Annotated in this window: 6 protein-coding genes and 2 pseudogenes; all 8 read left to right on the top strand. The window is 35.6% G+C overall.

What is annotated here, in order from left to right:
- The first annotated feature begins 415 nt into the window (after window positions 1-415).
- Window positions 416-697 (top strand): hypothetical protein, encoded by a 282-nt coding sequence (locus M3M36_RS00740; RefSeq protein WP_252773976.1) that lies wholly within the window; start codon window positions 416-418, stop codon window positions 695-697.
- A 333-nt stretch (window positions 698-1,030) separates the two neighbouring features.
- Window positions 1,031-2,089: a YdcF family protein gene (locus M3M36_RS00735; RefSeq protein WP_252773975.1), complete on the top strand. Its 1,059-nt coding sequence runs from the start codon at window positions 1,031-1,033 to the stop codon at window positions 2,087-2,089.
- 407 nt (window positions 2,090-2,496) lie between these two features.
- Window positions 2,497-4,818, top strand: coding sequence for a mucin-binding protein (locus M3M36_RS00730; protein ID WP_252773974.1), 2,322 nt, complete (start codon window positions 2,497-2,499; stop codon window positions 4,816-4,818).
- A gap of 183 nt (window positions 4,819-5,001) precedes the next feature.
- Window positions 5,002-5,919, top strand: a pseudogene (locus tag M3M36_RS00725) (IS30 family transposase).
- A 124-nt stretch (window positions 5,920-6,043) separates the two neighbouring features.
- Entirely contained in the window at window positions 6,044-6,466 is a 423-nt protein-coding gene (locus M3M36_RS00720) for a CPBP family intramembrane glutamic endopeptidase (RefSeq protein WP_252773973.1), read from the top strand.
- A 479-nt stretch (window positions 6,467-6,945) separates the two neighbouring features.
- Window positions 6,946-9,585 carry a bacterial Ig-like domain-containing protein gene (locus tag M3M36_RS00715; protein ID WP_252773972.1) on the top strand — a complete coding sequence of 880 codons (2,640 nt, stop codon included), beginning with the start codon at window positions 6,946-6,948 and terminating at the stop codon, window positions 9,583-9,585.
- Between the two features lie 1,081 nt (window positions 9,586-10,666).
- Window positions 10,667-10,777: pseudogene (locus M3M36_RS07005) on the top strand (KxYKxGKxW signal peptide domain-containing protein); the annotation flags it as partial.
- 84 nt (window positions 10,778-10,861) lie between these two features.
- Complete coding sequence (locus tag M3M36_RS00710; protein ID WP_252773971.1) at window positions 10,862-25,111, top strand: DUF1542 domain-containing protein; 14,250 nt, start codon at window positions 10,862-10,864, stop codon at window positions 25,109-25,111.
- Window positions 25,112-25,378: the final 267 nt, after the last annotated feature.

The raw sequence follows: 25,378 nt of genomic DNA, 5'->3' as shown, positions 1-25,378 counted from the left end.
ATAAAAATATTGACCCCATTTTTAGCATTAACTAGTACTGTCACGGGTTTACAAAGTATTATTAGTCGTTCGCTCAATTCTTACCGACAAAGTGTTTTATTGGTTATCCATATTAAAGGGTCAAACATGAAACGTTATTTCTGATAGCATATGGTTTGAAGAAATAATTCGTACTTTTGGAGACTATGACCGTGAACGATCTAAAGGGAAGGTCTACCAAATTATTAATGGTCAAGCTGCAACATACGGTATTTCAGCAGAAATTGAGTGGATTACGGGATCACCAGTGCTAGAAAATAATTCAATTTAGACGGACATTCTGGCCGAGAATATTCAGTACTATGCTAATTTGGTGAATTTTTCGTCATCATCCGATGATGAAGATTTTGCTTTTTATACGAGTAAATTTACCATTATGTTTGCAGAAATTGGTATCGGAGGCAATTCAGGATTGCACCACTCGGAATTAATATTAGATGATGCAGATTTAGAGACTGTACAGCTTGGTACTATCAGTCAATTTTGCGGTAACAAGATTATTTTGCTGAAAAGGAAGAAGAGGGATGGAAAAGAGATATTATTAACCGGTTTTATTCTATTACTGGAATTTGGTCCTTTTAACCGTACCAGTCAAATAGTAAAAAAGGAACGATTCCATTCGCAAATTCACCCGGCCCTTACAGTGAACTCTTTTTAAAGGGAGTGAAACCTATTTTGGAAAAAAGACGGTTTCACCGGTAACCAATGTCTTTAGTTGAGTCATTCTTCGTTTAACCGCTATAATAGATTCATGTGAGATTTCTGTTTGTTAATTAATTAGCAACATGATTCATGATCGGAGCAATGCAGATGGCCAAAAAAAGAAAGAAAAAGAAACATCGGGCAAGGGAGTGAGTTTTTGGAATAATGAATTTTCGGAGTAGCGTTTTACTGAAAAGGAAAATATTTTTTACATAAATATAAAGCAGTCGCATTATTATTTTATTTCAAGTATCTTATAATTAATCTATAAAAAAGTAAGGAGTTATTTATGTCTCGTCTATTTAGTTTACTGGCCATGCCATTAGTTTTATCGTTGATTTTAACAGGATTCCTAACTTACGCTCTCTATCTTTTGGTAAAAAAAAATCGTTACCGATTGCTTTGTGGAATTGTGGCTAATTTTACCATTCTTTCCTATTTTATAACTTTGACATTGATTTTGATGTTTCTCAATCAGCCGATGCTTCTAAGGGGATACTTCGTTCTCGTAGTCATTATTGCGATACCAATCATCTTACTTACAGCAATATCGGCTTATCTATTTATCTTTAACGGCTTGGTTGTTTGGCGACGTGAAAGTCATTCATTAGGCAATGTCTTAACATTAATTATCGGATTTCTATTGATAATTGTTCCGGTTGGCTTTCACTTGTTAAACCATTGGTGGCCTCATTCGAAAACGATTACGTTTTTACAAAATGTTTCGACTTTTTTTGTGCGTTATTTACTTTTCTGGGTGTTGACATTTTTAATGTCTTTTGTTATTACTAAACTTTTTCGTCCCAAGTATGATCAGGAATACGTTATAGTATTGGGATCGGGTTTGATTGACGGGACCAAGGTATCCCCTTTGCTCGGCTCACGAATACAACTTGCAATTGATTTTCAAAAGGCAGAACTGAAAAAAACAGGTAAAGAGGTTACCCTTGTCATGTCTGGTGGCCAGGGAGGTGATGAGAAACTCCCAGAGGGAATTGCTATGAAGAAATATGCTGTTGAACATGGTGCGTCTGCTGACCAAATCTTAGTTGATGATAAGTCAAAAAATACCTTTGAAAATATGCTTTTTTCAAAAGAATTATTGGAAGAGCGAGGATTTAACCTTAAAAAGGGGATTTTTACAACAAGTGATTATCATGTTTTTCGTGCTGCCGGATATGCCCGCTTAGTTGGTCTAAATATTAACGGTATTGGATCGAAAACATCTTCCTATTTCCTTCCAAATGCGTTGATTCGTGAATATATCGCCATTTTATTGAATCATAAGCGTTTTCATTTTCTGATGGCACTTTTGATTGTGTTGCTGAGTGCGCTAATTTTCGTTTAAAGGTAAAAAGTACTTTTAAATACTTCAACTTTCATCTTTATATATTGAACTATCTATTTTATTATCCCAAAAGTATTTTGGGATGTTCATTCACGAGATGAGATCGGTTCTGCTGTGTTCAACTAAGAATATGATATTTTGTGTTGCAGAATATAATTTTTATGTGTCAGAGAAAAATACCAATAATTATTTAAAAAGTTTATTAGGAAGCCAACAGACTGAAAAAAATGAATAAAAGTCCTCTTTATGAAACTTAAACGAAATATTTAGTAATTTTTAGATCATGATTGAGTCGCAATTATAGATTGTTGAAGAAAAAAATGATAAAATGTCGTTGTCATTATCAGTATTACGAAAAAAATTTTTTTCAGGCTGAATAGGAAATAAAGACAGGAGAGCGTAATTTCATGAATCATAACAAGAATCTTATTAGAAAATCTGAGGGACGTAAAGTTTTGCGTAAGGTGAAAAAAAATTGGATTGTTGTCTCTGTTATATCATTTGTACTTGTTGGAGGTTCATTTATTATTCAAAACAACGACCTTGTTAGTGCAGCAGATGCAAACCAAACGCTCAGTACTTCGGCGGGGTTAACGAGCTCTGATACGGGCGGTGTTACTAATTCTTCAACGACAAATCAAGAAAAAAATAATGTTGATACCGAAAAGTCTAATATACGCACTGTTACAATGAACGATGATGAATCTGGAAAATCAAATTTATCTGGTCTACAAATTTCTGTTTTGAACCAACAGTCTGAAATTACTGCTGGAAGTACTGTGAATTTGTTCGTTAATGTTAATTTGAATTCTCTTCAAACTTCTATTAAAGCAGGCGATCAGATAAAATTTACTATTCCTAATGATTTGGTTGATTGGAATAGTGTTAAGCAAACTGGTGGTGAAGATTACGGGATTATCTCACATGATGCCACATCAAATACTGTGGCGTTTACTTTTTCTCATGATCTTCAAAATAAAATTGGGTCATTTGGATTTAATCTTTTCATACCTATCAAATCTGATGCTGCTGCTTCAAACGGTAATTTGATTTCGTCAAATTTTGTTTCCAAAGATGGTCAGACGTTGGCTATTCCCGTTACAGGATCAACTTTTAATATTGGTCCTGCTCCACAAAATGAACCATTACCTAGTGGAACAAACCGCATGCAGGCTCCAGCTTCAGGAAATGCGTTTGGATTACATGCATATACGGGATCAGATATTGTTATTAATAACCCAGTTAACGTCAATGGTTACTCTCATATTCTAAGCCAAAATGTAACAACTGATACTATGACCGTTTTTGACATTTTGCAGCCGGATCGTGATAATTCGAAATCCTTAACGGGAAGAAATTATACTTTTTCTGTTGATGGGCCGAACGCGTCTATTGATTTAAATTCTTTCCGATTTCAACTTCCTTCGGGGTCTGATGTTGTTTATGGAAAAGGATGGGGAACGGTCTCTGATATACAGAATGGTTTGGCTAATGGAACTGCATATCCTGCTTTCCAATTAATTCAACTTGCCGATAATCGTGTGCAACTGATCATTCCAAATGGAATGAATATACAGAACTTAACTGTTATTTTTAATATTGTTGCTCCAGATGCTGACGGTGAATATAAATATGACCAACTTTATAAAGATGATCAGGGAACTAGTAGTTGGAACCACATTATCACGTTAACGTGGTTTAACCCTAAGGAAATTTTTGCACCAACACCTAAAATTTCGGTTCCATCAACAAAATCAGTGATGACAACAGATAATATTTCTGACGTAAATGCCTGGTTGAAAGACAATGTTACTGCTTCTGTTTCAACTTCTGGAAGGGTGATTGACCTAACTAATGATGTTCAGATTGTCAATGATAGCGACTTCGTGTCTGCATGGAAAAATAAGCAACCAGGTACTTATAAAGTTACCTATCAAGTCGTTTATAAAACTACTATTGATGGACAAGAAGTTGCCTCTCTTGCGATGTCTAATGGTACTGCGACAATTATTTCTCCGTCAAATCCAAATGAACAAGTTGGTAAATTGATTATTCACTACGTTGATGAAAATGGTAACGAAATAGCTGGTATGCCCGAAAAACAAATGGTTGGTTTGAAGGGGACGGTTTACTCAGTGGATAGGCCTGAAATCAAAGGATATCAGTATGATAAGTCTAGTTCAGCATTAACTGGTATATATGGTGATGATGCAACAATAAGCTTGACATATACAAAAAATGCTCCAGCTCAGTCAACTGAAACAAAAACTGTTAAAGAAAAAGTTACCTACCAGTTTGCGGATGGTCAGAAAGCTGCTGATGCTTATGAAAAGGATGTAACTTTCATACGTACAGTCTTTACTGACGCTGTAACAGGTGAAGTAAGTTATGGTTCTTGGAGTCCAGCTCAGAGTTTTTCAGCGGTGACAAGTCCATCTGTGAAAGGCTACACTGCTGATAAAGCTGAAATTGAGGCTCAAAATGTAAATAGCGATTCGCAAGATTTGCTCTTTACGGTAACTTATATGAAAGACGAGATTGTTATACCGACTACTGCAGTGTCTAAAACCGAATCTAGTAAGGAGAGCAGTCGCTCTTCATTGCCGGAAACCGGAAAACACAATGGAATGAGAACGACTTCATTGCAAGATCTTATTGCTGTTGTTGCTCTATCATTGTCAATTTTTTTCCTGACGAGTGTTAAAAAAGAAATAATTAATAAATCGTAAGATGTTTGTTTTGCGAGATATGAATCGACGAAGTATCAAAATGACTATCATTTAGAGTGATAGTCATTTTTTTAATATTTTTGGCAGATTCTATAATTAATTCGAACGAGAAAATTTAAAATAAAAACCCAAAGAATTTCTTTACAATGGTAGTTGATTAGACCAACCAAAAGGAGAAATTCTTTGAGCCATTTAATTTTATCATCTTATGACCGTGGTGCGATTGAGAAATTACACAAATTAGGATATTCTATGCAATTGATTGCAGATACTTTTGGTTTTGCAAAATCAACGATTCACTACGAACTCCATCGTGTTCAACCCTACAATGCCCAATTAGCACAAAAAGATGCCGATAGAAAGCGTGGTCAGTGTGGACGAAAATCGTCTCTGACTCCTGACAAGAAGCGCCTAATCGAAAACCATCTTCGACTGACTTGGTCGCCTGAAATAGTTGCTTACAAGTTGAAATTGGCGACTTCAACTGTGTACAACTGGTTGAACAATGGTTGCTTAAATTTCTCGTTATCAGACTTGCCACATCGGAATGTCTACCAACGTCGCAAGAAAGAAACACGTGGAACTTTCAAAGTAGAACAAACCATTGAAAAACGTCCTGAAAAAGTGAATTAACGGAAAGAATTTGGGCACTGGGAAGTTGATACTGTTCTCTCTAGTCGAGGTCAAGATCGAACATGTGTGGTTACCTTTTTAGAGCGCCAAAGTCGTGTCTATTGGGCAATCAAGGTACACAATCGAACTAAGGAGGCCATGACAACTGCCTTTCAACGTTTCATGAACTCGTTTGGCAGCACTGTAAAAAGTATCACTGTTGATCATGGAAAAGAGTTCTCAGGATATCGTGAGTTAAGAGATACGTACAAGATATCGGTATATTTCTGCCATGCGTACTCCCCATGGGAACGAGCCAGTAATGAACTATTCAACCGTAAATTACGATACTTCTTTCCGAAGAAGTCTAACTTTCGAGATGTTGATGAGCAGCGACTTTATGAGGTAATTGAGTTGATCAACAATCGACCCATGAAGTTACATAACTACCAGACGCCACTAGAAGTTTTTCGGGGTTGTTCGAATTAAACTTGTAATCTGCCTTTTAAAAATGATTTTTTAGTACTCGAATTATTAGTCACTCAATTAGGCGTTTATCAAGTTTTAAATACTGTAGATTATCATTTTAATTTAACTCAATTTTAAACATTTTTTGTTTAAAATTAGTGAACTGGTTGTGGTAATTTTTTTAAATCGTTTAATTACCAAACAAGTGTTTTATATGAACAGATCATTTACTTTGTGGGATTATGCTTTTTGGTTATTGATTATTGCAATGGATTTACCTTTCCTCAAAACACCTAATTTATCTCATTCTTCTTTGCAGTATGTGTTAGTTCAAACTGTTTTATCTTTTTTGGGTGGTCTTGCATACAGTGCTTTATACGTGCAAACTGGAAGCATTTGGTATGCGATGGCTTTGCATTTTGCAACTGATTACATGCGAACAGCTAATGATATGTCTCAAATTCAAGACGGCCGTTTTGAATTTATTGCTTTGTTGACATTAAATTATCTTAAAATTGGATTAATTCTTTATGTCTTTTGGCCACGAAAAAAGAGCCGGCCTTGGTAAAGCGTATTCAAAGTGATAGGATGAACTGAGGTCATTCTGTTACTAACATAAATAATCTATTTTTTAATTTTGAATAATTTTGTAACTCTCTTTTCATGTAATTATTTTTAAAATGTTTGATATAACTTGACTATTGGAACGTTAGATTAAAAATGGGAAGAGAGACGAAAGATTAAAATAAAATTAGCCCTGTATGGTTAGTTCATTGAATCAGGTTCTACGAAAAAGCTAGCTGGTTTAAGGAATAACATTGAATTTACAGCCCTTTTTCAGTTGTTAAAATGAAGGCTCTAACAATTTTTAGATGTAATGATTGCGAGATCAAAACAGGATTATAATGAAACTGTGGCTTATTAAAAACGATTATGAATAATAAAAGAATATAATAAAGATTATTTCAAAAGATAATATTGTTTCAGTTTCGTTATTATATGTTATAATCGTTTCGAATATGATGTTTTTTTGGGGGTTAGGATATTATGAAATTACATGCTAAACATAATGCAGGAAAAATTTGGCTGAGCTCTGCTTTGATTTTGGGGACTGGCCTAATACTTGGTGCTAATACTGTTCAGGCTGAAGATGTGACACATAATGACAATGTAGCAGTAACCAATACTAGTTCTTTTATGAAGGCAACGGCTTCATTAGATAGACAGTCTCAAAATTCGCAGAGCAATCCTTTAAAAGTCGATAGTTCATATATATTGCACGTTAGTTTGACAAATACTAGTGCTGTTGGTGAGGTAATTCCCAAGGGAACAACTATAACAGTAAGTGTAAAGCCTCAAGAACCAGTAACTTTTGATAAGTTTTTAAATTTTACTAGTATTAGTCAAAACGGAAATGATTTTACTTTACTCAATAATGGTAATGGAACTGCTACAATAACGCTGAATCACGATCTAACGCCAGGACAATCCAATTTTGTCTTAAACTTGACGGCGGTTAGTCCTGATAGTAATTGGGATGGAGCTAATCATTCTGAAGACCCTACACCGGTTGAGGGTGCCCTTTCGCTTAGTTTAGATTCGGGTAGCTATCATGATAGTTTTTATCAGGATACCTTGTACGTAAAGCCGAATTCTTCTAAAATTGTTTCTAGTGGAGTTGCTGGATGGGGACAAGCCGGGACAAAAGATTCGAACTTAATGGATTCCAACTATCCTAATGAACAACCAGTTATTGACGGAACTAATAATTCTAAGTTAGCAAATCCTGGAAATATTTCTACTGATAATCATCATTACTTTTCATATACCGTTAACTATCAACCGTACATTGCAAAATGGGCCTATAATCAGCCAATCCAAGCAATTTTAGGTATTAAGTCGGAGCTTGATTTTGATTTAAATCACTACGCTTTGTACTATTACGACAATGATTCTAAAACTTATACAAATATTACTAATGATCCAAGGTTAAAGTGGACGGTTACTAACAATCAAATTCAAGTTGATGCTACTGAATATATTAAGGAAGTAGGATTAGGTCAATTATTTTTAAGATCCTACGTTCCGGTTTCTTCAGTTACAGCAACTAATAAAACAAACTATACTACATCTTGGTTCACTTATCCGACTGAATTAGTAACGTTTCAAGAAGTAGGTTCTGATTCTAATTTACCATATTTTCGGGGAAATGATGCTACTATTTATGATAATGAGAATTATAATCCTTTAGAAGAGGTATATGCCTTTTTAGGTACACAATCATTAACTGATAAAATTCAAATAGTTGATTACGATGGCTATCCTCAGAATGGTCAAACGCCATTGGCAGGAGTGTATAATATAACGTATCAGGTAGTGGCTGATAATCAATCTAGTCAAACATTTACTCGACTAATTACAGTGCTAAAAAATAAATCTCAGTTAGTTACAAAATCAACTTCCTTAATTGCCGGTCCAAAGCCTAAATGGCAGCTAACAGATGCTGTTGAAACAATTTTAGATCAGGATGGACGTCAGGTTGATCCAAAGAAAGTAACCTTAATGAACCCAACTAGTTTGCAAACTATGGTTCCCGGTACTTACACTCTGATCTATCAATATATTGATGATACTGGTCGATCAGTTCTTCAACCAGCTCAAGTTAATGTCATGGCTTCTTTGGCTGGTTTAAGTGTGAAGAATAGTGATTTCTTAGCAAGTATTGGTAAAAGTTGGAGTCCAGTAGACAACTTTGTTGCAGCGACTGATGAATATGGGCGTCCCATTGACATTACCGAAGTGCAAACGAGTGGATCAGTTAATTTGACTAAAGCCGGCATTTACCCAGTTACTTACACGTATACTGATGGTAGTGGAAATATTTTCACAAAGATGGCAACTATAACAGTCAAAGATCAGACAAGTATCCAAGTCAATAACTTGACACTGATTGCTGGACCTAAAAGCCGACTTAGTAAGAATGATATTATCATAAAAGGGTTAAACGAGTATGGTCAGCCAATCAATCCGCAGAATGTGTCCATAACGGACTATGGACAACTTGATACGAAAACACCTGGAATTTATTCGGTAACAGTTGAGTTTTGGGATGAACTGAGTAGTACTTATATAACGGTACCATTGCAAGTTCATGTGATTGAATCAAAAGCATCACTAGTTGTTACTGACAGTACAGTGTTAGCTAATAAAGCTGGCAAATGGTCAGCGCAAGACAACTTCGTTTCAGCCACTGATGAATACGGTCACTCAATTAATATTACCGAGGTTCGTACGGATGGTTCGGTGGATTTGACCAAAGCGGGTATGTACCCGGTTACGTATATCTACACAGATGGTAGTGGCAATGTTTTGATAAAGAGTGCAACTATACTGGTGTCTCCAATTGCTCAATCCGAAGTAGGAAAAAGTACTAATTCGGTGGAGTTTAAATCAGATAAATCTGGGTTAGAAAGTGACGGATGGAATGCAGTTAGTTTTGCCGGCATGTCACAGCAAGATCCAATTAGTCATGAAAGACAGAATAAGTCAAACGCCTTACCATTTACAGGAAGGTTAACAAAATCTAATACACTCATTACTACTGTGTTGATAGTCATTGGTTTTAGTGCTCTACTGTTTTTGCGACTTTTAGGTTTCAAAAAATCAATGCGAGATAGGTTAAATTAGCTAGGATCATTGGTTTAGATTAAGAATGTGATACTATTTAAGATCGATTTTTTTCGGTCTTTTTTTGTTGGAAAATTAAAAGTTAATATAGATATATTCTGATAAGACTTTTCATGATTTTTCAACAATTTGTTTTATGTGACTGACGATTGGGAATTTTATTGTTTTTATTGGTTCGAATGGTAGATAATATTAATATTTTTGTTTATTTATTTTTAAAAAAATAAATATTAGAATTTTCGATTGAGAATTTATCACTAATTTTTTATTTTACGAGGAAAGGGAAAAGTATATGTTATTTCTTTTTTTGTTATCTTGAAAAATTTTTTTCATAATCTATGTAACTGAGTTAATAATCTTAGATGGATATTGATAAATTATCAGACGTTTTTTAATTAAAAGAGTTACTTACTAAAAAAAAGACGATTTTTTAGTCTAATAAAATAATAGGATACGTCGTAACTTGTTATAATTTGAAAGAAAAATTTCTCTTGCTAATCAAAGATAGTTAAACGATTATTAGTCATTTAACTAATATTGTGAAATAGGATATAGTCATTTTACGATATGGATATACATTTTAATGAAAAATATTTGTCAGTTTGAGACAGGTAATGTCTACGACAAAGCTGATTATATAGAAGTTCTTTAGAACTGGTGCGATAAGGGTTAGTCGGTTTGGGGAAGCAAATAGGGGACAAATAATTTTTGAATTTCTTTATTTGTTCATCTGTAAGTAAGGATCGATTACACAATTTCCTTTTGAAATAGGGACTTTCATAGTGAATTAGTTACAGAAGGTGTGACATTTTTTTGTCTACAGTGATTTCTCGAAATAGAACATCCAAATACTTTTCTATATTGTGTATTTTAAATTATGCGTTTTCTAACGGATATGATTGTAAACATAATAGTAAGATTTTTAATCTAAGCTAACATTAGAAAATGTTTAGATCTTAACATAAAATTTTCGTTTTTTATATTATGATGACTTACCAACATTTGTTTACCGTTTGCTATCTAGATGTTACAATAATTACTATTAGAGAAATTAAATTGATTGGTTTTTGAAGGCTGAGGTATGAAAATGAATGTAACAAAAAAGGAACATTACAAAATGTATAAAGCTGGTAGGCAGTGGATTTTTGCCGCTATTGCTGCTTTCAGTGTTGCTGGTGTGTCCGGGTTGTCACAATCGTCTACATCTTTTCTAAATTTGGGATCTTTCAAAGCTTCGGCAGATTTCTTATCAGGCACGACTTCTATTACTGAGTCTATGTTACAAAGTATAACTAATTTTGCTACTCCGGAAGATGCTGTTATCGGTCAATACGCAAATTTGCCGTTAGTAACGGGAGTGGCCCAAGACATTAAGGATCCAAATGAAAATATTGATTTTCAGGTTAATAATGCTTATATCCGTAAATATAATGATCATTATATTGCTGCTTATGTTCCTGGAGTCACAACCTTTACAGTGACAACTCATGGAGCTCGAAATTCTGTAGAGATTTATGCTATAACCAAAGATCAATATAGGCAGCAGCAAACTTTTCAATTAAATCCTTCTTTAACCCCAACACAGTTAAAAATTATGGGGGCTGCTGACTATTATGATTATTATTATGATCAAATAGGTGAAGTTCAAAAAAAAGGCGTTCTAGTTGCTAAAGATTTGCGTCCGGGAAAAGATCAAACTACTAAGCCAATTAGCATTAATAATAATGTAATTCCTGTGGGACAAAATGGCGACAATATGATGTTGCAACTTCGTTATACATCTGATAATAGTAAGCGGGTAGGCGGCTCTGGTTATTATGTTTTTTATACACCAGAGTTAGTTCAATTCCGGACCCAAAGCGTTCTGCAATTTGAAATTTCCCAGGCTGAACTGTCAAAATCTGATTCCCAAGCTCAGAAGAACACTTCGACTAGCAATTTGACAAGTTTGGCTTCAAGTTTAATTGCCCAAATCCAAAATGATTCTAGTTTAACCTCGGTTCAGCAAGAAAACCAGGTTAATAATGTTAATAATACTCTTCAGACAGCTCTTAGCGATTTGAATTCAAAAGATAATGCTAGTGCTGTTTCCGCTTCTGAAAAGTATTATACAGGACAGTTAAATAGTCAATATCAAACAGGTATACCATTAACTACCCAGCAAAATAACGCGATTAATAATTTTCAAAGTAGTGTGAGCTCCGCTATTCAAGCGATTCAAAACAGTAGTCAACTCACTAGTGCTGAAAAACAGCGTCGACTAAAATTGATTAATGATAGCTTTACTAAATTGCAAGAAAATGTTAATGGAGCTATTAATGCTGATGGGATAAATAATGTTGTTAATCAAACAACTTTACCGTCAACAATTGTGAAAGCACTTGATTTTACGACTTTTCCTAGTTTGGAGGAACAAAAGTTTAGTGCAGTTAGTGATGTTGAGACAGAGCGAATCAACGCCAGGAGACAAGTGGATGCTGATGATAATCTGACAGCGTCTGAAAAACAATCACAGAAGGTTGCTATTGATAATCTTGCCAGCATGGCCGAATCTAGCCTAAATAATGCTCAAAATGCTCAGGTTGCTGCTGATGCCAGAATGGCGGCAATAGATACTTTGAAAGGATTATATGCTCAAAAAAAGGTAGCTCGAGATGCTGTGGATCAAAGAGTGAACACAGCGTTGACATTGATTAAAGCAAATTTGGCTTTGACTGCTACTGATCAACAGAACCGAATTACGTCTATTATAGATCAGCAGCGTCAGACAAAAGATCATATCGATCAGGATCAGTCTCAAGTAAATATTCTTGCTAGCCAAAATAATGCCAATCTAGCAAGTACCATTAGTAATAGTATTAACTTCCAAAATGTCCTACCAATAAGTCAACAGCAGGCCAATACAATTAACCACTGGAGAGCGATAATAAACCAGGCCATTGGTAATATTAATGCTAGTATTAATTTAACGACAAATGAAAAGAAGACTCGCATAGGCGCCTTGAATACATCGTTAAATTTGCTAAGTAACATGGTTAATGCTGCAAATAGTGCTGATTTGATTAATGCTGCAACTTCTGATAATAATTTTATATCTTCTTATAATATTAATAGTAATTTAGCAACAGCCACTCCAGTGGCTACTAGGATTGCTGATGCTCAAGCACTTATTGCTCAAGCCGCTAATGACGCCAAGACAGATGTTGATAATGATGACACGTTGTCTTCGACTGAGAAAGATATTCAAAAACATGCTATTGATTTGGTTGTAGCTAATCAAAATAAAGCGTTGTCAAATCAAACGACGGCTGATAATGTTGCTATGAATCTTTCGTTTTCTATAGGATTTGTTAAAAATTTGCATGCTCAAAAATCAGGATTTCGGCAATATTTAAAACAAAAGTCTCAAGTTGCAATTAATAATATTAATAGTAATATCAATTTAACCGTTGAACAGAAAAAACAGAGAACTGATTACATTACAACAGCTTTAGATTCGTTATTGAAGTTAATTGACAGTTCAGCAACTGCGACTGATTTTAGAGAAGCTTCAGATTCAGGAAAAAAAGTACAACAAATTTTTGATAGTCAAAGTGATTTTAGTAGTGTACCTTTGTTAGCAGATCAACAAAAAGAAGTGCAAGACAGCTTTGGCAAAGAGGTTAATGATGCCATTTCTGCTATCCAGAGTAACCATGACTTGACGACTAGTCAGAAGACTGAACGTATTCAATTGATTACTGTGGCTCAAGAATCGTTTGATCAAGCTATACAAGCTGCTACAAATGCTGATGATCTTCAAAAGGTTAAGGCAAATGATCAGTTAACACGAGCCATCAATAAGGCCCTTTTATCAGATGATGTGATTCCTTTAACATCACAAAAAGAAGATGCTAAACAAGATTATGATAAGGCAGCTCAAGCTGCCATTCAGTCTATAGAGGAGAATAATGATTTAACTAGCGACCAAAAATCTAGTTTCGTTTCAGCCATTCAGTCAGCAGAACAAAAGGCTAAGCAAGCTGTTGATCAGGCTGATAATGCGGATGGTGTAAACCAAGAAAGAGCTAGTCAGGATTTTAATGATGCAGTTAAAAATGGTATAAATCCAACGAACATTCAACCTTTGGCAACACAAAAGGACCGTGCTAAAACAAAAGTAGCTAATCAAGTTGCTGATGTTATTAAGGTAATTAATTCAAATAACGATTTGACTGATGATCAAAAAAAGAGCCGGATTATTATTTTGAATCAAGTATTAGACAAGGTGCAAGGTGCGATTGATCAGTCACGAAATGCTGACAGTGTTAACCAAAATAAGAATAGTTCTGATTTTGATGCTGCGTTAATTAAAAGCCAAGATTTTAGCAAGGTGTCTTCTTTGTCAATCCAGCAACAAAATGCACTGTCTAATTTAAGTCGAAATCAAGCACTAGCTAAGGAGGCTATTGACGCCGACGATAGTTTAACTGATGTTGAAAAAACTGATCAAAGGAATGCGATAGATGAAGCAGTTCAACGAGCAAAAGTTCATATAAATGATAGTAAAAAAGCGCAGGATCTTGAAGATTGGCAGAATGTTGACTTAAATGAAATCTCTAATTTGCATGACCAGATGGCAATGTCTCGGCAGCAGCTCCATCAGAAAGCGGAACAAGCTATCGGTGAAATTAAAGCAAACACTTCCTTAAAATATAGCGAACAACAAGACCGTGTTAATGAGATTCTGAGCGTTTTAAAGGTAGCTCTATCGAACGTTGATCAGGCTAACACAGTGGCTAATGCTCAAGCGAATGAAACTAGTGATAGTCTCAACCAAGTTATTAGAAAACAAACTGATTTTCATGACGTTGTGCCATTGGACCAGCAAAAAGTAATAGCAGTCAATAACTTGGATACTATAGTAAAAACAGCCGTTAATCAGGTCATGTCTAATAAAGCCCTGTTATCGACCGAGAAAACTAAAAGAGTAACTGCAATTAACGCATCTTATAATCAAGTGAAAGATGTAATCAATTCGGCTATTAATCGTGATCAAGTTGATACTGCTGTAATATCGCCTTCATTGACCGCTACAATTTCAACTGCGACTAACTTCGATGAGATTCTTAACTTAGATCAGCAAAAAAAGAAGGCTAGTGACAATCTATCACAAATGATTCAGCCAATTTTAGATTGGATTAAAAATAATGTGAACTTGAACCGGTCACAAAAAGAACAGCGGATAACTAATATTCAAAATGCTTTACAGAGAGTTCAAGGGAATATTGATGATGCAGTTGATAGTGATGGAATTACTAATGCTAGTCAGGACCAAATTTTGCAAGACGTTGTAGCAGCTGGTAAAAGTGAATCAGGTATAATCCCTTTGTCTGATCAAAAAGTACAGGCTTATTCAATAATTGATTCGACTCAAAATCAGGCTAAGAGTCAAGATATTTCTACTGATAAGGAGTTGTCAGATGACGAAAAAATGACTCAAAATGAGGCAATTGATCGAGCATCTCAGATGGCAAGAGATCAGATTAAACTAGCCAATGATGCCCAGGGCGTTATCGATGCTCAAAATGAGGGAGTATCTATTTTGAATAAAATGCATGAGGCTAAGTCTACAGCACGACAGGCATTGATTCAGGAAACCGAGATAGGCATTCAAGACATTCAAAATAATGTTGACTTAACTCATGATCAAAAAGTTAGCCGTATTAAGATCATTACTGACCAATTAGCAGTTTCAACGAATCTAATTGATCAGGCTAGTTCTTTGGACGCGGTTTTAGAAGCTCAAAACAATCAGAATGTTCATGATGTAATTGCTTCTCAGACAAATTTTGCTGGTGTAGTCCCATTGGCTGGACAACAAGCGGCAGTCATGAATATATTTAATGATCGAGTAACAAAGGCATTAAATTTAATTTCATCAGCAACAAATCTTCGACAAAATCAAAAAGATGAACGTGCAGCAAAGATAACGGCAGCATATAATGCAGCGCAATTAACAATTTCATCAACTGAAAATAGCGATGATTTGGCACAAGCAGTTCATTCAGTATCCCTTAATCAAGTTATCAATGATCAGACGGATTTAAGTCAAATACTCAGCCTTGCTGATCAAATAAATATTGCAGTATCTAATTTAAATTCTCTAACTGATAAAGCAATCAATCAAATTCGGACTAATCAACTTTTAACAACATTTGAGCAGGATGAGCGTATAAATAAAATTGCAATTGCTCGTGATCGGGCGATTGCAAATATTTCTCAGGCAGTTAATAGTGATGGCGTTGATAGTGTGGCTAACGATCAAATATTGTCAAAAGCTATACAAGATGGTGAAAGTATTCAAGGGGTACCTAGTTTAGTTGATCAACAAAAAAGTGCGATAAAAATTATACAATCAGCTCAAAAGTCAGCTAAAGATCAAGATATTGCTAGTGATTATACTTTAGATACTGTTAGTCAACTTGATCAAGGACAAGCAGTTGACTCAATAAGTAGTTCAGCCGAAAATCAAGTTTCTCAGGCACAAAGTGCTCAGGCAATTTTAGATGCGCAAAATAATGGCGTAATAACTCTTCAAAATATTCATAGTCAAAAGTTTACAGCTCGCCAATCAACAGCTGATGCTGCTAATCAAGCTGAAAATCAAATAAACAATAATGTGAATTTGAATAGGCAAGAGAAAGCTAGCCGAATTGATATGATTAATCAAGCTTTAGGGCGCTTGAATACTAGGATTGATAAAGAGACAGATGTGGCCGCTATAATTGTTGCCCCAAGTGATTCGGATTATCAAAAAGCCTTGAATCAGGCAACAGATTTTCAAGGTGTTGTTACCTTGGCTGACCAACAAAGATCAGCGACTATTGAGTTGAATAAAAAGGTTTCCGATGCCGTTAAGATAATTAATGATAATGTTGATTTATCACAAAATGATAAGACGAATCGTATTGCTCAAATCGTCGCAGCTTATACTCAAGTAAAGAATCTGGTTAATGCGGCTACTAACAGTGATAGCATTATTAATGCTCAATCTACCTCTAACTTGTTAGAGGTGATTAATACGGTTACGAGTTTTGACGGGGTAATTCCCTTAGCTGGACAAAAGACCCAAGCTCAAAATAGTTTAAGTAAGCTAGCCAAAGAGACGATTGCTAACATTTTGAAAAACGTTAACTTGACTCAATTGGACCAAAATATACGCATGGCTAGGGTAGTTGCAGCCTTAGACCGTGCTGACACGAATATTGATCAGGCTATTAATAGTGACGGAGTTAGCTCGGCTCAAGCAGATAAAACTTTTTCTAATATTTTAGCGACTGCTCAGGGTAATGATGGGGTTCAATCTTTATCAGATCGTCAGATCAAAGCTGTTCAACAAATTAATGACTTGGTCAATTCTCTTTTTCAGCAAGATATTGAGCCAAATGCCGATTTAGATACTACTAGTAAACAAGATCAAAAAACAGCTCTACAAAATATTGCAAAGGTCTTTACTGATCAAATTACTAATGATTCCACGGCTCAAATGGTTGTGAATGATCTTAGCGCTGCTTTGAACAAAATTAGTCAAGTTAATAATCAGAAAAAGGTTATTAGGGAAGCTATTTATCAGAAAAGTCAGTCAGCCATTCAGACGATTCAAAATAATGTGGACTTATCAGGAGTTGAGCAAGCAGTCCGTATCGGTTCCATTCAAATGGCATTGATGAAAGCGAACGCGGTGATTGATCAAGCCACTGATCTAACCACTATTAAAAGTGTCGTAGCCGATAATGCTGATTTTTTGACTAATCTTAACGCACAGACAAATTTTCAATCGATTAAATCACTATCTACCCAAAAAGAGGATGCTAAGAAGAGCTTCAAGCAAGACGTTGATCAAGCAATTGGTCAGATTTTGGGAAATACTGATTTAACCAAGGATGCTCAACAAAGTAGAGTGACCGTGTTGTCTCAGGCACTAAGTCAATTAGATGCTTTAATAGACCAATCTACTAATAGTGATGCGGTTAAAATAGCTAGTCAATCCAAGGTTTATTATGATTCATATAAGCAAGCTACCGATTTTTCCCAGGTAGTACCACTGGCTAAGCAAAAGATTGATGGACAAAGAACTATCGATGGCCAAGTAGTTTCAGCTTTAGGAATGATTGAGGATAATCATGATCTTAGTCGTTCTGAAAAAGATAATCGAAAAAACAAAATCATTGCGGCGCAGCAAGCGGTTGATCAACAAATTCAACTAGCTCTTAACAGTGATGCGGTAGTAGCTGTTATTAACGATTCAACATTGATCCAAACGATAGAGGACAATACAAACTTTAAGACAGTCACGCCATTAGATCAACAAAAAGTTGCTGCCGAAAATAAATTAAGCCAATGGGTCAAAAATGCTATTAGCCAAATTGAGGGATATGTCAGTTTGTCTAGTAAGGAACAGCAGACTCGGATTAATGACATGACTTTATCCCTAGAACAGGTCAAGCAGCGGATTGAAAATGCTACAGACAGTGATGCTGTAGCCAGAGCTGAAGAAGATAACGGATTGGTCAGAGCCGTTACTCGAGGATTGAGCCAAGATGGTATTACATCATTGGCTGATCAGAAAAGTCAATATGTCACTATAATCAACGATAAGATTCACGCTGCGATTGATAAAGTTGATAATAATCTAGATTTGACTAATGATGAAAAATTGGCTCGTTTTAATCAGTTAACTTCGGCTCAGAATACCGCATTGGCAGCGATTAATTCGGCTAATAACAATGATGACCTAACTACTGTTTTATCGAGTCAAGACTTGCAGACTGCATTGACTATGGCTACTAATCCGGCTATTTTGTCTGTTGAGCAGCGTAAATTGGTTGCTGCAAAAGCGATTGAGAAAGCTCAAGAAGTTGCTCAAGCAGCTGTTGACAATGATGAAACCTTGTCAGAAAGTTCAAAGAATCAACAAAAGCAATCAGTTGTCGAAGCTACAGTTACTGCTCAAACAGCTGTTCAAGCAGCTCAAAATGCTCAAGAAGTTGTTGACACGGAAAATCGTGAAATAGCAATTTTGGCCGGTCTTTCATCTACGAAACAAAATGCACGTCAGTCTTTAACAAATCTTGCTCAGATTGCTAATCAAACGATTAAGACTAACTCTGATCTTTCTTCGAATGAACAGAATAACCGAATGAATGCAATTAACGAGGCTCTTGCTCGCGCTTTGGAACAAGTTGATCAGGCAATTGACTTGGACCAAGTAGCACATGTACAGGAAAATGATAAATTGTCGGCTGTAATTAGTCATCAAACCGATTTTACGGGTGTGAAGTCTTTGAGCGATCAGCAAAATGATGCGACGAAAGATTTGAACCAGCAGGTAACAGATGCTTTAACAAAGATTAATGAAAACATTAACTTATCTCAAACTCAAAAGAATAACCGCATCGATTCTATTACGAAGGTATATGGCCAGATAAAGTCAGCCATTATTCAGGCAACTAATAGTGATCAAGTAAATGATGCCCTGCTAAGCATGGGATTCCAAAAAGTTCTTTCTATTGCAATTGACTTTTCAGGAGTCCAAAATTTGTCGGATCAAATTAACGAAGCCCAAAATGATTTAGATCAACAAGTTCAAACCGTAATTGATTGGGTTGACCAAAATGTTAACTTCACTCAAGGAGATAAGATTGGTCGGATAAACCACCTATTAGTAGCTCTTGACCGAGCGAAGGTCAATATTACACAAGCTACTAACAGTGATGGAGTTTTGGCAGCAAAAAATGATGTAGCGTTACAGACAACTATTAATGCTGCCTATTCATTAGCTGATGTTACTCTCTTACCAGAGCGGATTACAGAAGCTGTAGTAGCTGTAGGTCAATTTGTAAATCAAGCACAACAACTAGTGCAACACGATGAGACTTTGAATAAAGTTAGCCAGAACTTACAAGAACAGGCTTTGATTCAAGCATCTAATCAGTTTGTGAATAATCTTAAAAATGCTAAACAAGCACAAACAGTAGTTGATCAACTTAAAATTGCACAAATAACTTTTAATACACTTGGCCAACAGAAAAAAAATAGTCGGGATACACTAGATCGACAAGCCCAAAAGGCCATTTCAATTATTAAGGGTAACGTTGACTTAACGGAACAAGAGCAAAGTGATCGGGTTGATGAGATTAACCAGATACTGCAAATTGTCCAACAGAATGTCGATAGTTCGACTACCCTGGATGATGCAAATAAACGGGCCAATAGTGACGAATTAACAATGGAAATTAATAAAGCTCTTGATTTCTCTAGTGTGGTCTCCCTAAGTCAACAAAAAGAGTTAGTCTCCAAACAGTTAAATCAAGTTGTAACTGAAGCAATCGGCGATATAAATCGCGAGCCATCGTTAAGTCAAGTTCAAAAAAATGAACGGGTAGAAACAATTACTCAAGTTTATAATAATGCAAGATTAGCTGTTAGCAAAGCTGCTAATAGTGATGCTATTACGGCGGCTAAAGATGATCCGACATTACTAAATATCATAAATAAAGAAAAAGATTTGACTAATATTTTGACACTTGAACAGCAAAGAATTAAAGCTAATGCTTCTTTGCAAGCAGTTGCTCAAGTGGCTGTTGATCAAATTAACTCTAATGTGGATATGACTCAGTCTGAAAAGGACATTCGGATAGGTAAAATTAATACCGCATTGGATCGAGCAGTCGCTAATGTTAATCTCGCTAATTCGAGTGATGACATTAGTGCAGCTGTGCAGGAACAATCCTTAACTAATGCCATTACTAGTGGAACGAATGGTCAAGGGATAACTACCTTAGCTGATCGTAAAAATCAAGCAATTCAGGCAATTCAGGTAAATCAATCAAGTGCTAAAAATAATAGTATTGCAACTGATCAAGCTTTGTCTGAAACTAATAAGGCAGACCAAAATAATGCAGTTGACTCGTTTTCTAAAGCGTCTATTGACCTAATCAACAATGCTCATGATGCTCAAGAAGTTTTACAAATTCAACAAAATGCAATTAATACTTTGACCAATTTACATGTCGTTAAGGGAATTGCTCGTCGAGTCTTGAATCTACAGGCTGATCAGGTTATTGAAAAAATTCGACAAAATATTGATCTTAATCAAAATGAAAAAGCGGATCGGTTACAAGCATTTAACCAAGCACTTGACCAAACAATTAAGTCTGTTGATCAAGCTGTAACGTTAGGTGATGTTCAATCAGCACAAGATAGTTTAATCTTTAATCAAGCTTTAAAAGTGGCTTCTGATTTTAAACAAGTAACGGATTTGGCTCATCAAAAGGAAGCTGTTATTCACGATTTTAAAGAAATGGTTTTGGCAGCTACAAAAGTTATTCTGTCTAATGTTAATTTAACAAAAGAACAGAAAAATCAGCGAAATCAGGTAATTCAAACGTCCTTGGATGAATTAGTTCAGAAACTTCAAGGAGCTCAAGATAGTGATGCATTAAAAACTATTAAAGAAAATCAAACGTTAACTTCTTTAATCCAATTAGAACAAAATTTTGATGGTATTCAGTCGTTAATTATTCAAAAGAAGATGGCAGTTGATAGTGTTAACCAATTAGTTAAAGTTGCGGTGAATAAGATTCAGAATAATGTTGATTTGAAACAGAGAGAAAAAGACGCACGAATTGGATTCATTATTAATGCAAAAAAACAGGCTGAAGATTTGATTCAAAGTGCAATGAATAGTGATCAGGTGCAACAAGGTGTGAACGATATATCTTTGCCAGAGGTTATTAAGGAAGAAACTAATTTTGATCAAGTTACTTCTTTAAGTGTTCAAGAACAAGCATATATTCAGCAGTTATCTAATTTAGTTCAAGTTGCTGTAAATACAATTGAAGATAATCACGATCTTCAGAGCAGCGAAAAGAATAGTCGGATAAAGTTAGTTCAAGAAGCAAAAAATAAAGCGCACTCACAAATTCAGACAGCTGCAAACAGTGATGATCTAGATGATATTTTTGACCAAGCAAAGAGCCAAATGGCAGTTGACTTAAAGTCATCTACTGATTTTTCTAATGTTTTATCGCTAGCTGATCAGAAAGTAAAATTAAATCAAGATATTCAAAATTTAGTTAACGAAGCTAGTCAGAATCTTTCTCATGCAGTAGTTCTTACCCAAGCTGATCAGGCGGCTCGTTTATCTGTTATTCAAGAGCAAGCAGATAAACTCAAAGCAAAAGTGTTAGCAAGTCAAGATAGCGAATCGGCTCATCAGGAAGCTGATATAAATGCCTTAAAGAAAACTATTACATCTGAAACGGATATAACGTCTATTCCCACTTTGGATGAGCAGAAAAAGGATTATTTAGATCAAATTTACAAAGTAACAGATTCGGCTCGAAAAGTTATTATTGGTTATGTAAATATAGGTGGTGTGGAAAAGGATGAGCGATTGACCACGTTGCAAAAAGTAGTGGATCGGGTTACATCTCAGATATCCACAACTAGTAATCGTGATGATCTTTTGTTAATCGGTTCGAATAGTAAGCAGGCTGTCTTAAATGCAGTATTAGTTTCTACTGACATCAGCAAAGTAAAAACCCTGTCGGAACAGCGAACTCTGGTTCAGCAAAAGTTTACAGATCAGGTTCAAATTGCAATTGATAAGATTGTGTCCTATGAGGCATTAAAAAAGGAGGATCAGAATCAGCGAATTGATGATTTGCGAAATTTGCAAAATCAGATTAATCAAGAATTATCGAATGCTACAGATAGTGATGGTTTGCAGAAAACGAGAATTGCGGAAGATGCTCGTATGAAAGTTGTCTTAGATAGAGTACTGAGTTTGAACGGGATATTAAGTCTTGATCAGCAAAAGAAGGATGCTAAAGACGAATTTAATATTCGAAGTCAGGACGCAATTAAAATAATTCAAAATAATGTGGATCTAGAACAGGCCAGTCGGGATAGCCGAATACAGATGATTATTCAGGCTCAGAAAAATTTGGATAGCTTGATTACTACTGCTAAAAATAGTGATCAAGTAAGTCAAGCAACTAGTAATCCAATTTTGATGAAGGCGATTGGCATGGGCACTGATTTCACTGGTGTTAAAGCATTGGCCGATCAAAAGCTGATTTCTAGCCAAGCAATAGACCAGCAAGTTACATCAGCTCTTCAAATGATTGATCAGGAGGATAAATTAACACAGGCAGATAAGACGCAGCGAGAACAAGCAATTTTGTTAGCACAAAAAGCGTTCCATCAACGGCTATCTGCTGCTAAGGATAGTGATTCTGTTATTGCGGTGACGGCTAACCCAGCACTCGAACAAATCCTTAGTCTGCAAACTGATTTCAGTGGTATTCCTAGTTTGACTGATCAACAAGATCAAGTGAAAAATAGTTTAGCTGAGATAGTTAAAAAAGCAAGTCAAGATATCCAAAATAATTCAGCTTTGACTACAAATGATCAACAAAATCGAATTAATAAGATTAACCAAGCTTTGTTGAATGCACAACAGAGCGTAATCCAGTCTAGTAATAGTGATCAGGTAAATGCGGTTAGCCATAGTACTGAATTTGATGCTGTGATTCAATCACAAACCGATTTTAGTAAGGTCCCTTCTTTATCAGATCAAAAGCAGACTGCTATTAGTGCTCTAAGTGAACAAGTTGAAGCTGCAAAAGAGCAAATAGACCGAAATCCAGATTTAACAGAAAAGCAGCGAGATGAGAGGTGCCAAGCAATTGATGTTACTTTAAAGTCAGCTGTAAATGTGATTAAGAAAGTTAATAACAGTGACGACTTAAACGATCAGCTTGCAGTAGTCACACCTAAAGTTGTTTCAGAAATCAGCAGTCAAACTGATTTCAGTCAGATTACTGCTTACCAAATTGTGCAGAGTGGTTATCAGGCTGAACTTAGTCGTTTGGTTGATCAAGCGATAGCTCAGGTTGAAAATAATGTTAACCTGCGAAGTGATGAAAAAAATCGACGGATTCGGCTTATTCGGCAAGCTCAAGGCCAATATGATCAGTCATTATCTGATGCAAAAAATCGTGAAGACCTGAATCATGCGGTGGAAACATCACAGTTTCAAACGATAGTTAATGAGATGACTGATTTTTCTGGTATTATATCGTTGGATCAACAGAAGCAAGTGGTTCAAGCTAGCTTTGCACAACAAGTAAATGAAGCAATTAGAAAAGTTGAGGCAAATGTTAATTTGAGTCGATTTGAAAAAAGCGAACGAGTTAATATTTTGAAAAATGCTTTGATAACCGCTGAATCTAGAGTTAATTGGGTTAAAAATAGTGATTCTTTATCTTCAGTTACCACTAATTTTACACTTAGCTACGAAATAGACCGACAAACAGATTTTTCAAATGTGGTTCCATTGTCCCAGCAAAAAGAAATTATTAAACATATTCTAGGTGATTTTGCTAAAAAAGCTATTAAGCTTTTGAAAAAGAGTGTTGACCTTCGTCAAAACCAAAAGGAGAGTCGAATTCAGTTAATTATCCAAAATCAAAAGAGAGTAGATCAAGGAATTGACCAGGCATTGAATAGTGACGGGGTAACGGATGTTCAAAACGCATTGATACTGTTAGAGGGAATCCGAGACGCTACCAATTTTCAAGATGTTTTGGCTCTCTCGGACCAAAAGAATGAGGCTGAACAGTTGATTTTTGAACGATCCAATCAAGTAATTGCTGATATCCAATCTGATTCTAGTCTGACTGATGCGGAAAAGGAACAACAAGTTAATTCGGTGAGTCAGGCAGTAGCGAAAACGGCTGATCAAATAGCTTACTGTAAAAACGCTGATGAGTTGAGTGATATTCAGGAAATGCCAACTCTAAAAACGGATATCTTGCAGGGGCACCGGTCGGCTATACTATCGCTATCAGATCGGATTAAGTCGGCTAAGAATCTCTTATTGGACCTAGTTCAATCCCAAACATTAGTAATTAATAACGATTCCACTTTGAATCAGGGGGAAAAAGATCGGCAGGTTGAAGAGTTAAACTTTCTTTTGAAGTATGAACTACAGAAAGTATCTGATTTGAATTTAGCTCAAGATGTAGTGAACTTTGTTCAGTCGGCTCAAATTAAGGTTAATAATGTTCACCAAATCGGTCGTTCGTTAAATGATCAACAGCATCAAAGTTGGCACTGGATTTTAGATAAAGAGTCTTTGCTTCGTCGAGAAATTCAAGCTGATGTAAATCTGACTGAACAAGATAAACAATCCATATTAACCAGGATGGATCGTTGGCTACAAGCTCAGCATGCTTTGATTAAGGAAAGTAAGTCGGCAGACGAAATTATTAGACAGCAGCAAAACATTGTGCAAACAATGCAAACTTTATATCAAGATAGTCGAGTCTGGCATTCTTGGTTAAGTCGTCAACGCTTTCTGGTTTTGCCAGAAACGGGGCGTACTAACAATTCAAGTTTTGAATTACCTCTCTTACTTTCATCAATTATTTTCTGGTTTGAATTAATGAATGAAAAACGTCGGGTAATAAAATAAGTGAGAGGCGTACCACGGAGATTTTATCCCCGTGGTTTTTATGTTTAATAATTAATTGAATTGGATTTGTTATCAACTAATCAGGCACTGATTAGAAAAGCTCGATCTGATTATTGTTTGAATGATATGTTTAAAAATTAGTGAAAGTGATTAGCTCAATCTTACCAACTGGCTCAAGATGCTTTTAAAGTATAGGAGCGCAGGCTTTCCTAACGGGAACAACCGCTTTCAAGGGTTCATCAATTTCAGATCGGGCTGGTCAATTGG

It is taken from the genome of Fructobacillus americanaquae (assembly GCF_024029775.1).
Taxonomy (GTDB): Bacteria; Bacillota; Bacilli; order Lactobacillales; family Lactobacillaceae; genus Fructobacillus; species Fructobacillus americanaquae.
This window is presented reverse-complemented; position numbering and strand designations above follow the sequence as displayed.

Bases quoted from the DNA above. Each gene is read 5' to 3' on its own strand.
- M3M36_RS00740 (WP_252773976.1), top strand. From the start codon at position 416: ATGTTTGCAGAAATTGGTATCGGAGGCAATTCAGGATTGCACCACTCG.
- M3M36_RS00735 (WP_252773975.1), top strand. From the start codon at position 1,031: ATGTCTCGTCTATTTAGTTTACTGGCCATGCCATTAGTTTTATCGTTG.
- M3M36_RS00730 (WP_252773974.1), top strand. From the start codon at position 2,497: ATGAATCATAACAAGAATCTTATTAGAAAATCTGAGGGACGTAAAGTT.
- M3M36_RS00715 (WP_252773972.1), top strand. From the start codon at position 6,946: ATGAAATTACATGCTAAACATAATGCAGGAAAAATTTGGCTGAGCTCT.
- M3M36_RS00710 (WP_252773971.1), top strand. From the start codon at position 10,862: ATGTTACAAAGTATAACTAATTTTGCTACTCCGGAAGATGCTGTTATC.